The sequence below is a fragment of the Solibacillus palustris genome (genome assembly GCF_022549215.1).
In the GTDB taxonomy this organism is placed as follows: Bacteria; Bacillota; Bacilli; order Bacillales_A; family Planococcaceae; genus Solibacillus; species Solibacillus daqui.
Window position 1 is genome coordinate 664,434 of sequence record NZ_JAKZFC010000001.1, and the last position, 13,751, is coordinate 678,184.

The 13,751-nt window shown below is 39.9% G+C and carries 12 protein-coding genes; all 12 read left to right on the top strand.

The window, feature by feature from the left end; genetic code table 11:
• The first annotated feature begins 4 nt into the window (after window positions 1-4).
• The 12 genes from LZ480_RS03060 to pyrF all read left to right on the top strand — a co-directional run bounded on the left by LZ480_RS03060 (window position 5) and on the right by pyrF (window position 13,750).
• Complete coding sequence (locus tag LZ480_RS03060; protein WP_241367909.1) at window positions 5-985, top strand: methyl-accepting chemotaxis protein; 981 nt, start codon at window positions 5-7, stop codon at window positions 983-985.
• Between the two features lie 88 nt (window positions 986-1,073).
• A complete protein-coding gene (gene lspA / locus LZ480_RS03065) occupies window positions 1,074-1,550 on the top strand; it encodes a signal peptidase II (protein WP_241367910.1) in 477 nt (158 codons plus the stop codon).
• Complete coding sequence (locus LZ480_RS03070; protein ID WP_241367911.1) at window positions 1,550-2,452, top strand: RluA family pseudouridine synthase; 903 nt, start codon at window positions 1,550-1,552, stop codon at window positions 2,450-2,452. The genes lspA and LZ480_RS03070 overlap by 1 nt, the downstream gene beginning before the upstream one ends.
• A 385-nt stretch (window positions 2,453-2,837) precedes the next feature.
• Window positions 2,838-3,383, top strand: coding sequence for a bifunctional pyr operon transcriptional regulator/uracil phosphoribosyltransferase PyrR (pyrR, locus tag LZ480_RS03075; RefSeq protein WP_241367912.1), 546 nt, complete (start codon window positions 2,838-2,840; stop codon window positions 3,381-3,383).
• Between the two features lie 30 nt (window positions 3,384-3,413).
• The gene (locus LZ480_RS03080; protein ID WP_241367913.1) at window positions 3,414-4,700 is read left to right on the top strand and encodes a solute carrier family 23 protein; all 1,287 of its coding nucleotides are present in this window, start codon (window positions 3,414-3,416) and stop codon (window positions 4,698-4,700) included.
• 213 nt (window positions 4,701-4,913) lie between these two features.
• Window positions 4,914-5,792 carry an aspartate carbamoyltransferase catalytic subunit gene (locus tag LZ480_RS03085; RefSeq protein WP_241367914.1) on the top strand — a complete coding sequence of 293 codons (879 nt, stop codon included), beginning with the start codon at window positions 4,914-4,916 and terminating at the stop codon, window positions 5,790-5,792.
• Window positions 5,793-7,067 (top strand): dihydroorotase, encoded by a 1,275-nt coding sequence (locus LZ480_RS03090; RefSeq protein WP_241367915.1) that lies wholly within the window; start codon window positions 5,793-5,795, stop codon window positions 7,065-7,067. It abuts the gene before it with no gap.
• The gene (locus tag LZ480_RS03095) at window positions 7,067-8,167 is read left to right on the top strand and encodes a carbamoyl phosphate synthase small subunit (RefSeq protein ID WP_241367916.1); all 1,101 of its coding nucleotides are present in this window, start codon (window positions 7,067-7,069) and stop codon (window positions 8,165-8,167) included. Before LZ480_RS03090 ends, LZ480_RS03095 begins: the two co-directional genes overlap by 1 nt.
• Entirely contained in the window at window positions 8,160-11,357 is a 3,198-nt protein-coding gene (gene carB / locus LZ480_RS03100) for a carbamoyl-phosphate synthase large subunit (RefSeq protein ID WP_241367917.1), read from the top strand. The genes LZ480_RS03095 and carB overlap by 8 nt, the downstream gene beginning before the upstream one ends.
• Window position 11,358: 1 nt before the next feature.
• Complete coding sequence (locus LZ480_RS03105) at window positions 11,359-12,132, top strand: dihydroorotate dehydrogenase electron transfer subunit (RefSeq protein WP_241367918.1); 774 nt, start codon at window positions 11,359-11,361, stop codon at window positions 12,130-12,132.
• Window positions 12,129-13,040 carry a dihydroorotate dehydrogenase gene (locus LZ480_RS03110; protein ID WP_241367919.1) on the top strand — a complete coding sequence of 304 codons (912 nt, stop codon included), beginning with the start codon at window positions 12,129-12,131 and terminating at the stop codon, window positions 13,038-13,040. Before LZ480_RS03105 ends, LZ480_RS03110 begins: the two co-directional genes overlap by 4 nt.
• Window positions 13,040-13,750, top strand: coding sequence for an orotidine-5'-phosphate decarboxylase (gene pyrF, locus LZ480_RS03115; RefSeq protein ID WP_241367920.1), 711 nt, complete (start codon window positions 13,040-13,042; stop codon window positions 13,748-13,750). The genes LZ480_RS03110 and pyrF overlap by 1 nt, the downstream gene beginning before the upstream one ends.
• Window position 13,751: the final 1 nt, after the last annotated feature.

Sequence of the window (13,751 nt, forward strand, 5' to 3'; positions counted from 1 at the left end):
TAATATGTTGAAAAGATGGTTTGAAAAAGGACAAGTCGTTGAGCAAGTGAATGAGGAAATTGAGAAGCTAACACAGGCAGAACGTACACAAATTATTGAAGGTGTAGAGGAACTACTGCACTTATTAAAAAAAGCAAATGCAAAAAATACCGAAGATGATAGTTTATTTTTGGAACGTATTACAGTAATTTCAGAGTCGCTACAACAGGATCAGAAAATGCTTGATTTTACATATGAGAGTGCGCATACAATTGTACAAGAAACAGAAGAAATACAACAAATTACAGCTTCAGTTGAATCTCAAGTTGAGCATAATAATCAATTGATTCAAGAGGGGCGTAACCAGATGGATGCGCTATATAGCCAAATGGAAAAGGTACGCCAAATTTTTACGATTGTCGGTGTATCCATTGGTGATTTACAACAGGATACGAAGGAAATTCAAGATTTCGCTCAATTAATTGGTGCAATTGCGGACCAAACGAATTTGTTAGCTTTGAATGCCTCCATTGAAGCGGCGCGTGCGGGAGAGCATGGTAAAGGCTTTGCAGTGGTGGCAGCAGAGGTACGTAAATTAGCGGAACAAAGTAAACAAGCTCTCGAACAGATTAATGGAAAAGTGACAGAAATTGTACGACATATGGAGCGTGTTGCAGCTAGCGTACAGCAAGAGCAAAAAACAGTAGATTTTACGCAACAAATGTCTGCAGAAACACAGCAATATTTTGTGAGAATCGAACAGTCTGAACAGCAATTAGCGAAAAGTATGCAAGAGATTCAGCAAACGACAGAACAAACATTAAATCAAGTGATGACATTACAAGATGTATTAGAGAAAATTGTGTATTCGTCTCAAAATTCTATGCAGCATATCGAACAGCTTTATGGTTTTTCTGAAACAAAGTCATATAACGCAAATGACATGATTTCCTATATCATTCAAGTAAAAAAATTAGTGGAAGCACTAAAAAATAATCGACTGTAGTGATCACAAATTTCTCATGCTAATATTATCGTTTCATCGTGTAATTATGTTAAAATAGGAAAGATATATCGTAAACGGAGGATTGGCTGTGTATAAATATTACGGATTAGCAGTGTTTGCAGTCATTTTGGATCAATGGACAAAGTGGCTAATCGTTAAAAATATGGAGCTTGGGGAACGTATTAGTATATGGGACCCATGGCTAGGCATTTTATCGCATCGTAATCGTGGTGCGGCTTGGGGTATGCTAGAAGGACAAATGTGGCTATTTACAATTGTGACAGTTGCTGTAATTATCGCAATTATTTACTTTAATCATACAGAAGCAAAAGGAAAACCAATGTACCATGTGAGCTTAATGTTTCTTTTAGGCGGGGCTGTCGGTAACTTTTTAGACCGTTTATTCCGTGGCGAAGTTGTAGACTTTGTTGATGTGCTCATTCCGGGCATTAACTATCACTTCCCAATCTTTAATGTTGCAGATGCAGTACTAACAATTGCTGTAATCATGCTCTTTATTACGATTATTTTTGAGGAAAAAATGAATAAGAAAAAGGTGAAATAATGGCAGTAGTCACGTTAACAATGGAGGATTTTGCTGGGGAACGTATTGACAAAGCCCTTTCTTCTATGGAAGCTTCATGGTCACGTTCGCAAATTTCGAACTGGTTAGATGAAGAGCGCATTTTAGTAAACGGCGTAAACGTCAAAGCAAAATACAAAGTAAAGCTAGGGGACGTTGTAGAAGTAGAAGTTCCTGAAGTGGAAGATTTAGAAATCGTTCCAGAAGATTTAAATTTAGAAATCGTGTATGAAGATGCGGATGTATTAGTTGTAAACAAACCTCGTGGCATGGTTGTACACCCTGCACCAGGTCATGCAACAGGCACGCTAGTAAATGGTTTAATGTATCATTGTAAAGACTTATCAGGAATTAATGGTGTCGCACGCCCAGGTATTGTACACCGTATTGATAAAGACACATCGGGTTTATTAATGGTAGCTAAAAATGATGTTGCGCATGAGGGGCTGGTGAACCAGTTAGTCGAAAAGTCCGTTACACGTAAATATACAGCGCTAGTTCATGGGCATATCGCACATGAAAAGGGCACAATTGATGCACCAATTGGACGTGACCAAAAAGATCGTCAAAAGCAAGCGATTGTAGATAACGGCAAACATGCGGTAACACATTTCCAAGTAATGGAGCGTTTTGGGGAATTTTCATTAGTAGAATGCCGATTAGAAACGGGCCGTACTCACCAAATCCGTGTACACATGAACTACATTGGCTACCCGTTAGCAGGAGACCCAAAATACGGACCAAAGAAAACGATTGATTTTGGGGGGCAAGTACTACACGCAGGTGTACTAGGATTTGTGCACCCTGTTACAAAAGAGTATCTAGAATTTAGCGCACCATTACCAGCTGACTTCCAAGAGCTATTAACGGAGTTGCGTAAATAATATAAACATCGAAATTTTACCTCAGAGTAAAGTTTCGGTGTTTTTTCGATATCAGACAATTTAAACTTTTTGTTTTTGTTGTCCGACCTTTAACTTGACTGTTGACTTAAGCTAAAAAGAAGCATATACTGACAACAGTGAACGAAGAGCTTGACGAGAGCAAGCAAGTAGTCACCTTATAAAATTACATAATGTTCACCTTTAAAGGCAGTCCAGAGAGACTGAAAAGGGAAAATGTGAAAGGCTTTACGGATTTTTGTGCGCAAAAATTTACGTATGCGATTTTTCAACATGACTTTTTCAACCCTCTAGATGATCTAGAGGGTTTTTTATTTGGAAATTTGTACCCAAGTGAACATGATAAATTTATGGAAGGAGAACAACCATGCAACAAACTTCGGTATTACTAGATGGACCCTCAATGAATCGTGCTGTTACACGAATTGCGCACGAAATTATTGAACGAAACAAAGGCATTGATGAAGTAATTTTAGTCGGGATTAAAACTCGTGGAGCCTATTTAGCGAAACGATTAGCCGATCGAATTGAAACGATTGAAGGTAAAGCGATTCGAACAGGTGAGTTAGACATTACGTTATATCGCGATGACTTATCAACAAAGCAAGTCAATGATCAAGCGCTAGTACAGCAAGTAGATATTGAATATCAAGTAAGTAACCAAAAGATTGTTTTAGTTGACGACGTACTTTATACAGGAAGAACAGTACGTGCTGCACTCGATGCAGTGATGGATTTAGGGAGACCTTCCCAAATTCAGTTAGCCGTATTAGTCGATCGAGGTCACCGTGAGTTGCCAATTCGAGCAGATTATGTTGGAAAAAACGTTCCGACAGCTGGTCATGAACGCATTGTCGTCAACTTAGAAGAAGTAGATGGACAAGATATTGTAAAGATTGTAAAAGAAGATTAAAAAGAGCATAGAAAGAAAAGAGGAAACGGAATGTCTTCTAAAGCAGTATTAGATATTAATGACAAACCAAGTGCCGTACAACTTGTTACACTTAGTTTGCAACATTTATTTGCTATGTTCGGTTCAACCATTTTAGTACCAACATTAGTTGGGTTAGAACCTTCAATCGCATTATTAACTAGCGGTATCGCAACAATTATTTTCTTATTAATAACACAATTTAAAGTTCCTGCCTATTTAGGATCTTCATTTGCTTTCATTTCACCAATTATTACTGTGGCAGGCTTAGATGCTTCGGGTATGGCCATCAACCCAGGTAATGCAATGATTGGGGCAATGGCGGTCGGGGTTGTTTATGCGATTGTTGCACTACTAATCCGAATGACCGGTTACAAATGGTTAATGGCTTTATTACCACCAATTGTTGTAGCACCCGTAATTATCGTTATAGGTTTAGGTTTAGCAGGTACAGCAGTAGATATGGCGATGAACGTAAATGGCGAATATAACGGATTACATTTTTCAGCTGCGTTAGTAACTTTATTCACAGCAATCATTTTCAACGTATACTTTAAAAATATTTTAAGCGCAATGCCAATATTATTAGGTTTAGTTGTCGGTTATCTATATTCGTTAGCAATTGGGATTGTTAACTTTGCCCCAGTTAAAGAAGCAAGCTGGTTTGCATTACCGAAGTTCTTAATTCCTGGTGTTGACTATGATTTCACGATTACAGGTACGATTTTACTGGCAATGGTTCCAGTTGTAATTGTAACGATTTCTGAACATATCGGTCACCAATTAGTATTAGGGAAAGTAGTAAACCGTAACTATGTGAAAGATCCAGGTTTAGACCGCTCGCTATTAGGAGATGGTTTAGGAACATTAGTTAGTGCGTTAATCGGTGGTCCACCAAAAACAACTTACGGTGAAAACATTGGTGTACTAGCCATTACACGTGTCTATTCGGTATATGTAATCTTTGGAGCTGCAGTTGCCGCGATTATTATTTCTTTCTTCGGTAAAGCAATGGCGATCATTTCAACAATACCTGTATCCGTTTTAGGTGGTATCTCTATTCTATTGTTCGGTATTATCGCATCAAGTGGTTTACGGATGTTTGTAGATAACAATGTAGATTTCGGGAACAACCGTAACATGGTAATTGCATCGGTAATTTTAGTAATCGGTATCGGTGGCGCGAAAGTTGAATTCGGTTCACTCGTTGTATCTGGGATGGCATTAGCAGCTATTATCGGAGTATTATTAAACTTAATCTTACCTGGCCGTGATAAGACGGTAGAAGATTTTGACTAACTTTATAAGCAGTACCTTTTAACATTGTCCAGAGAGGCAATAAAGGGTAAGGCAACTTAGGCGGATAGTGAAAAACGATCACGCTTAGCTTGTCACACCCTTTAAACCTCGCTCTGTGAATTAGCGAGGTTTTTTTAGTGGATATGAATGTAACAACTTTTCATTAAAATACACATTTTGCTAAAGTGTATTTTCAAAATCGGAGGCGCGAGCATGAAAAATTTATTATCGATGGAACATTTATCGAATGAGGAAATCATAGCGATTTTAGATCGAGCACAAGACTTCGAAAACGGAATGGAGCCTAATTTAAAACACTCTTACAATGTAGCAAATCTTTTCTTTGAACCAAGTACTCGTACAAAAACAAGCTTTGAAATGGCTGAGCGACGCATTGGCTGTACAGTAATTCCATTCGATGCAGGCTTTTCAAGTACGACAAAAGGTGAAACGATGTATGACACAGTCAAAACATTAGAAATGATTGGGATTGACGCAGTGATTATTCGTGATAAGGAAGATGAGTATTACAACGAATTACTAGAGGGAATTAACTGTGCGGTCATTAACGCAGGAGATGGTGCAGGTCAGCATCCATCGCAAAGTCTACTAGATCTTTATACGATTCGCAAAGAGTTTGGGAAGTTCGAAGGTTTAAATATTACAATTGTCGGTGATATTTCACATAGCCGTGTCGCAAAATCAAATGCGACTGCACTAACGTGCTTAGGTGCAAATGTACGATTTTTATGTCCACCAACGTGGGCGGGAGATTTTGAAGCAGCACATAGTTGGGATGAAGTGTTAACAGATAGCGATGTCATCATGTTGTTACGTATTCAGCACGAACGTCATTCAGTAAGTAAAAATTTCTCGAAAGAAAGCTATCATGAAGAATTTGGTTTAACACCGGTGCGTGAAAAGCAAATGAAAGATGGGGCAATCATAATGCACCCTGCACCAGTAAATCGTGATGTTGAAATTGCGGATGAATTAGTCGAATGCGAGCGTTCAAGAATTTTTGAACAAGTTCGAAATGGCGTGTTTACACGAATGGCTATCGTAGAAACAATTTTGAAAGGAAGAGAATAAATGACAACAGTACTTCAAAACGTAAAACTAATAAATGAACAAGGTGAATTAGTAGTTTCTTCTATTATAATGGAAGACGGAAAAATTGTTTCAATCGGTGGAGACATTCCAACGGGAGCCGAAGTAATTGACGGTAAAGGTCACTTCGCTTCACCAGGTTTTGTAGATGTCCATACACATTTACGTGAACCAGGTTTTGAGCATAAAGAAACGATTGCAACAGGTACAGCTTCAGCAGCAAAGGGTGGCTTCACAACGATTTGTGCGATGCCAAACACAAAGCCAGTACCAGATTCAATCGAAAATATGCAATTAATTAATGGCCTAATTAAAGACAGTGCAGTCATTCGTGTATTACCATATGGCTCGTTAACAAAAGACATTTCAGGCGAAGTGCGCACAGATATGGCAGAGCTAAAAGCAAATGGCGCAGTAGCATTCTCAGATGACGGTGTAGGCATTCAGCTTGCTTCAACAATGTACGAGCAAATGCAACAGGCGGCGAAATTAGACGCAGTTGTTGTTGCACATTGTGAAGATAACTCATTAATTTATGACGGCGTTATGCACGAAGGTACGCGTAATAAAGAGCTTGGCTTACCAGGTATTCCATCAATCTGTGAATCAGTTCAAATAGCGCGAGATGTACTATTAGCGGAAGCTGCAGGTGCTCGTTACCACGTATGTCACGTATCAACAAAAGAATCAGTACGTGCTGTGCGTGATGCAAAAGCTGCAGGTATAAAAGTTACAGCAGAGGTTTGTCCGCACCACTTACTATTAGAAGAAATGGACATCCCATCAGATGATGCAAACTGGAAAATGAACCCACCATTACGAGCATTAGATGATAAAGATTCATTACACGCAGCATTATTAGATGGAACAATTGATTGTATCGCAACAGACCATGCACCACATACAGTAGAAGAAAAGTGCTGTGGTATGGTGGGTGCACCATTCGGGATTGTAGGCTTTGAAACAGCATTCCCATTACTATACACGAGCTTTGTAGAAACAGGGAAATGGACATTAAAGCAATTAGTTGATTGGATGAGTGTAAAGGCAGCCGAAATTTTCGACTTACCATATGGTACATTAACGGTTGGAGCTTCAGCGGACATTGTATTAATCGACCTTGAAAAAGAGCAAATGGTTGATGCAGAAGGATTTGTATCAAAAGGCCGTAACACACCATTTAACGGATGGGTTGCAAAAGGTTGGCCAGTAGTAACTATTTTCGAAGGCAATATCGTATATCAGGAGGCAGAATAATGAAAAAGCGTTTATTAATTTTAGAAGACGGCACAGTATTTACAGGTACAGCATTCGGTAGTGAACAAGCTAGCCAAGGTGAAGTCGTGTTCACGACAGGTATGACAGGCTACCAAGAAACATTATCTGACCCTTCTTTCTACGGTCAAATCGTAACATTAACATACCCATTAATCGGTAACTACGGGATTAACCGTGACGACTTTGAATCAATTGCGCCAGCTATCCGTGGTTTCGTTGTTCGTGAATTAGCGGATCAACCATCAAACTGGCGCTCAGATATGACATTAGATGAATATTTAACATCACAAAATATTCCTGGTATCGAGGGAATTGATACTCGTAAATTAACACGTATCATCCGTACAAAAGGTGCAGTACGCGCGATTTTAACGGAAGCAGATGCAGACGTAGATGTAGAAAAAATCGTAGCAGAGCTTCAAAATACACCATTCATTACACATCATGTACGTGAAGTATCGCCAAAAGCAGCTTATCCATCACCAGGTCGCGGTAAACGTGTTGTGCTATTAGACTTCGGTATGAAGCACGGGATTTTACGCGAACTAAATAAACGTGATTGTGATGTAATCGTTGTTCCTTACAACACAACAGCAGAGCAAATTTTAGCAATGCATCCAGATGGCATTATGCTATCAAACGGTCCTGGTAACCCAGAAGATGTAACAGAAGGTATCGAAACGATCAAAGGTTTAATCGGAAAAGTGCCAATGTTCGGTATTTGCTTGGGCCACCAACTGTTCTCATTAGCATGTGGTGCAAAATCGTTCAAATTACCATTCGGTCACCGTGGCGGAAACCACCCAGTAAAAGATTTACGTACAGGTCGTACAGACTTAACATCTCAAAATCATGGCTATGCAATTGACATTGAGTCATTAAAAGATACAGATTTAGAATTAACTCACGTTGCACTGAACGACGGTACTTGTGAGGGCGTACGTCATAAAAAGTACCCAGTGTTTACAGTACAATACCACCCTGAAGCTTCACCTGGCCCTGAAGATTCAAATCACTTATTCGACGAGTTTATTGAAATGATGGAAAAAGAAGCAGCGAAGGAGAATCAACATGCCTAAACGTACAGATATTGAAACTATTTTAGTAATCGGATCAGGTCCAATTGTAATTGGACAAGCAGCAGAGTTTGACTATGCAGGAACGCAAGCGTGTCTTTCATTAAAAGAGGAAGGCTATAAAGTAATTTTAATTAACTCAAACCCAGCGACAATTATGACAGATACAGAAATCGCAGATAAAGTATACATCGAACCAATTTCATTAGAGTTCGTATCACGTATTTTACGAAAAGAGCGTCCAGATGCGATTCTTTCAACTTTAGGTGGTCAAACAGGTCTTAACATGGCAATCGAACTTGATGAGTCAGGTATTTTAGATGAGCTAGGGATCGAAATTTTAGGGACTAAATTAGATGCGATCCATAAAGCTGAGGACCGTGATTTATTCCGTAACTTAATGTATGAGTTAGGTGCACCAGTTCCTGAGTCTGACATTATTCACAACCTGGACGAAGCAAAAGCATTCGTTGCTAAAATCGGTTACCCAGTAATCGTACGTCCTGCATTCACACTTGGTGGTACTGGTGGCGGTATTTGTTACAATGACCAAGACTTACAAGAAATCGTTACTTCAGGTCTAAAATATTCACCAGTAACACAATGCCTACTTGAAAAATCAATTGCAGGCTTCAAAGAGATTGAATATGAAGTAATGCGTGACGCAGCAGACAACGCAATCGTTGTTTGTAACATGGAAAACTTCGACCCAGTAGGTATCCATACAGGGGACTCAATCGTAGTAGCACCAACACAAACATTATCTGACCGCGAAAACCAAATGCTTCGTAATATCTCACTTGATATTATTCGCGCACTAAAAATCGAGGGTGGCTGTAACGTACAATTAGCGTTAGACCCATACTCATTCCAATACTATGTAATCGAAGTAAACCCACGTGTATCGCGTTCTTCAGCATTAGCATCAAAAGCAACGGGTTACCCAATCGCGAAATTAGCAGCGAAAATTGCAGTTGGTTTAACATTAGATGAAATTAAAAACCCAGTAACAGGTTCAACGTTTGCTTGCTTCGAGCCAGCACTTGACTATATTGTAGCAAAAATCCCACGTTGGCCATTCGATAAATTCGAATCAGCAAAACGTAACTTAGGTACACAAATGAAGGCAACAGGTGAAGTAATGGCACTTGGCCGTACATTTGAAGAAGCCTTATTAAAAGCGGTTCGTTCATTAGAAACTGGCCATGTTCATATTGAAATGAAAAATCCAGATGAATTAAGCGATGCTTGGATTGAAAAACGTATTAAAAAAGCGGGCGACGAGCGTTTATTCTTCATCGGTGAAGCAATTCGTCGTGGTGTAACAGTAGAACAAATCCATGAGTGGTCTGCCATTGACTTATTCTTCTTAACAAAATTAAAGAAAATTGTCGATATGGAATCAACTTTAGTAGAAAACAAAGGCGACAAAGACGTATTACGCACAGCAAAACGTCTAGGCTTTGCAGATAAAAAAGTAGCACAATTATGGAATATGACAGAAAGCGAAGTATACACATTCCGTAAAGAAACGGGCATTATCCCAGTGTATAAAATGGTCGATACATGTGCAGCGGAATTCGAGTCAAACACACCATACTTCTATGGCACATATGAAGATGAAAACGAATCAATCCGAACAGACAAACCATCTGTTGTTGTACTTGGTTCAGGTCCAATTCGTATCGGTCAAGGGGTAGAGTTCGACTACGCAACAGTTCACTCTGTATGGGCGATTCAAGAAGCAGGCTATGAGGCAATCATTATTAACTCAAATCCAGAAACAGTATCAACAGACTTCTCAATTTCAGATAAATTATACTTTGAGCCATTAACAATTGAAGACGTTATGCACATTATCGATTTAGAGCAACCAATCGGTGTAGTAGTTCAATTCGGTGGTCAAACAGCGATCAACTTAGCGGATAAGTTAGAAGCAAATGGCGTGAAAATTTTAGGTACATCATTAGAAGACATTGACCGTGCAGAAAACCGTAATAAATTCGAAGCGGCATTACAGCAATTAGATATTCCACAACCACCAGGGGACACAGCTACTTCAGTACAAGGCGCAGTTGCAATTGCTGAAAAATTAGGCTTCCCAGTATTAGTACGCCCTTCTTATGTATTAGGTGGACGTGCGATGGAAATCGTCTACAATATGGATGAATTAGTGCACTACATGGAGCACGCGGTAGAAGCATCTCCAGACCACCCGGTATTAGTTGACCGTTACTTAACAGGGCAAGAAATCGAAGTAGATGCAATTTGTGATGGCGAAAATGTGTTAATCCCAGGTATTATGGAACACGTGGAACGCGCGGGGGTTCACTCAGGTGACTCGATCTCTGTATACCCACCACAAAAATTAACAGATGCGCAAAAGCAAACACTTGTAGACTATACGACGCGTTTAGCAAAAGGTCTGGGCATTATCGGCTTAATGAACATTCAGTATGTAATGAGCGAGGGGAATATTTATGTAATCGAAGTTAACCCACGTTCTTCACGTACAGTACCGTTCTTAAGTAAAATTACGAACATACCAATGGCAAATATCGCAACAAAAGCGATTCTTGGCCAATCAATCGTAGAACAAGGATACCCAACTGGCCTAGCACCTGAAAAAGCGGGCGTATTTGTAAAAGTACCGGTATTCTCATTTGCAAAATTACGCCGTGTAGACATTACATTAGGACCTGAAATGAAATCAACAGGTGAAGTAATGGGGAAAGATGCAACTTACGAAAAAGCTTTATACAAAGGTTTCGTAGCTGCAGGTATGGAAATTAAAACACATGGTACAATCCTGTTTACAGTATCAGATAAAGACAAAGAAGAAGCGGTTAGCTTAGCAAAACGCTTCTCTACAGTGGGCTACCGAATTGTAGCAACAGAAGGAACTGCAAATTTATTCGAAGCAAATGGCGTTAAAACAGACATCGTTGAAAAAATCGGTGGCAAAGGAAAAACATTATTAGACATGATTCAAAACGGAGAAGCGCAATTAGTTGTTAATACGTTAACAAAAGGTAAACAACCTGCGCGTGACGGATTCCGTATCCGCCGTGAGTCAGTAGAAAATGGTGTACCTTGCTTAACTTCACTAGATACAGCAGAAGCGATGTTACGTGTTATTGAATCAATGACATTTACAGCAGAAGAAATGCCAAAAGCGGAGGTAGTACACTAATATGATGCGTCAAGAGAAAATGATAGTAGTTGCGCAGGCACAAATTGCGACGAACATTTTCGAATTGACACTACAAGGGCAACTGGTTCAGGACATGACTCCTGGCCAGTTTGTTCATGTAAAAGTGTCAGATACATTCGAACCATTATTACGTCGTCCAATTAGTATTGCCAATGTCGATAAAGAAAAAAATGAATTTACTATGATTTACCGTGCGGAAGGGCGCGGAACAAAGTTTTTAGCAACAAACCGTGAAGGGCAAATGGTCGATGTATTAGGTCCATTAGGTAACGGCTTCCCAGTTGAAGCAGCTCAGCCTGGTCAAACTGCTCTATTAGTAGGGGGAGGAATTGGCGTACCCCCATTACATGAGCTATCAAAACAGCTGAATGCGCGCGGTGTGAAAACAATTCACGTATTAGGCTTCCAATCAGAAGATGTATGCTTCTACGAAGAGGAATTTACAGCATTAGGTGACACATACTACGCAACAGTTGATGGTTCAAAAGGAACAAAGGGCTTTGTCACTACGGTATTTGACGAAGTGAAGCCGGAGTTCGACATCTTTTATTCATGTGGCCCACTACCAATGCTACGTGCATTAGAAGGTTACTACTCTGAAAAAGAAGGCTATTTATCGTTTGAAGAACGTATGGGCTGCGGTATTGGTGCTTGCTTCGCGTGTGTATGTGATACAACGGACAAGATTGAAAAAGACTATGTAAAAGTGTGTTCAGACGGGCCAGTATTCCCGAAAGGAGTTGTGGCATTATGAGCCGTTTAAATTTACAATTACCAGGATTAGAGTTGAAAAACCCAATTATGCCAGCGTCAGGTTGCTTCGGTTTTGGTCGCGAGTACGCGCAGCTTTATGATTTATCAAAGCTTGGTGCAATTATGATTAAAGCGACAACAGTCGAAACACGTAAAGGCAATCCAACGCCACGTGTCGCGGAAACTTCAGCAGGTATGTTAAACGCAATTGGTTTACAAAACCCAGGGATCGATAAAGTAATGGGCGAAGAGTTAAAGTTTTTAGAAGGCTACGATGTACCAATTATCGCAAACGTTGCGGGAACTGAAGTAGCTGACTATGTAGAAGTAGCGGAGCGTATTTCAAAAGCGCCAAACGTCAAGGCATTAGAATTAAACATCTCTTGCCCGAACGTAAAATGTGGCGGGATTCAATTTGGAACAGATCCAGCAACAGCAAAAGAATTAACGGCAGCAGTGAAGGCCGCTTCAAGTGTGCCTGTTTATGTAAAATTATCACCAAACGTAACGAATATTGTCGATATTGCAAAAGCGGTAGAAGCAGGTGGCGCGGACGGGATTACGATGATTAATACACTTGTTGGAATGCGTTTAGATGAACGTACAGGAAAACCAGTTATCGCAAATGGTACAGGTGGTTTATCAGGTCCGGCGATTAAACCGGTAGCCATTCGTATGGTTTACGACGTGTACAAAGCGGTCAATATTCCGATTATTGGTATGGGCGGTGTTACATGCGCACAAGACGTAATTGATTTCATGTCTGCAGGTGCCTCAGCAGTTGCGGTAGGTACAGCAAACTTTGTGGATCATTTCGTTTGTCCAACGATTATTGAACAATTACCGGGCGCTTTAGATGCGTTAGGAGTTGAACATATTTCTGAAATTATCGGAAGGAGCCATCGCTAATGTTAAATACAAAACCGATTATTGCCTTAGACTTCCCGGGGGAAAAGGATGTACTAAATTTTTTAGCGCAATTTGATGAGAAGTTATTTGTTAAAATTGGCATGGAATTATATATGCAGGAAGGTCCGTCGATTGTTGCCAAAGTAAAGGAACAGGGCCATGATATTTTCTTGGATTTAAAATTACATGATATTCCAAACACTGTGAAATCTGCGATGAAAGGCTTAGCACGCTTAGGTGTAGACTTAGTCAACGTACATGCTGCAGGTGGACGTGCCATGATGGAGGGTGCCCTTGAAGGCTTAGAGGCAGGAACAGATGCAGGCAAAACACGTGCTGCGTTAATTGCCGTTACACAATTAACATCAACAACAGAACAACAAATGCAACAAGAGCAAAAAATTTCGTTATCGCTGAACGAATCAGTTTTACAATATGCTCAGTTATCGAAACAAGCAGGTCTTAATGGGGTTGTGTGTTCTGTACATGAAGCAAACGCTATTCGTGAAATTTGTGGAGAAGATTTTTTACGTGTTACTCCTGGCATTCGTATGCTTGGTGGAGAAGCGCATGATCAAAAGCGTATTGCAACTCCTGATGGTGCAAAAAAAGACGGTTCATCATTAATTGTAGTAGGTCGTGCAATTACAGGTGCACAAAATCCTGTTACTGCATACAAGGAAGTTTGTAAATTATGGGAGGCAAAATAAT

Excerpts from the sequence above, each read along its gene's own strand:
- LZ480_RS03060 (WP_241367909.1), top strand. The coding sequence starts at position 5 with ATGTTGAAAAGATGGTTTGAAAAAGGACAAGTCGTTGAGCAAGTGAAT.
- LZ480_RS03070 (WP_241367911.1), top strand. The coding sequence starts at position 1,550 with ATGGCAGTAGTCACGTTAACAATGGAGGATTTTGCTGGGGAACGTATT.
- pyrR (WP_241367912.1), top strand. The coding sequence starts at position 2,838 with ATGCAACAAACTTCGGTATTACTAGATGGACCCTCAATGAATCGTGCT.
- LZ480_RS03080 (WP_241367913.1), top strand. The coding sequence starts at position 3,414 with ATGTCTTCTAAAGCAGTATTAGATATTAATGACAAACCAAGTGCCGTA.
- LZ480_RS03085 (WP_241367914.1), top strand. The coding sequence starts at position 4,914 with ATGAAAAATTTATTATCGATGGAACATTTATCGAATGAGGAAATCATA.
- LZ480_RS03090 (WP_241367915.1), top strand. The coding sequence starts at position 5,793 with ATGACAACAGTACTTCAAAACGTAAAACTAATAAATGAACAAGGTGAA.
- LZ480_RS03095 (WP_241367916.1), top strand. The coding sequence starts at position 7,067 with ATGAAAAAGCGTTTATTAATTTTAGAAGACGGCACAGTATTTACAGGT.
- carB (WP_241367917.1), top strand. The coding sequence starts at position 8,160 with ATGCCTAAACGTACAGATATTGAAACTATTTTAGTAATCGGATCAGGT.
- LZ480_RS03105 (WP_241367918.1), top strand. The coding sequence starts at position 11,359 with ATGATGCGTCAAGAGAAAATGATAGTAGTTGCGCAGGCACAAATTGCG.
- LZ480_RS03110 (WP_241367919.1), top strand. The coding sequence starts at position 12,129 with ATGAGCCGTTTAAATTTACAATTACCAGGATTAGAGTTGAAAAACCCA.
- pyrF (WP_241367920.1), top strand. The coding sequence starts at position 13,040 with ATGTTAAATACAAAACCGATTATTGCCTTAGACTTCCCGGGGGAAAAG.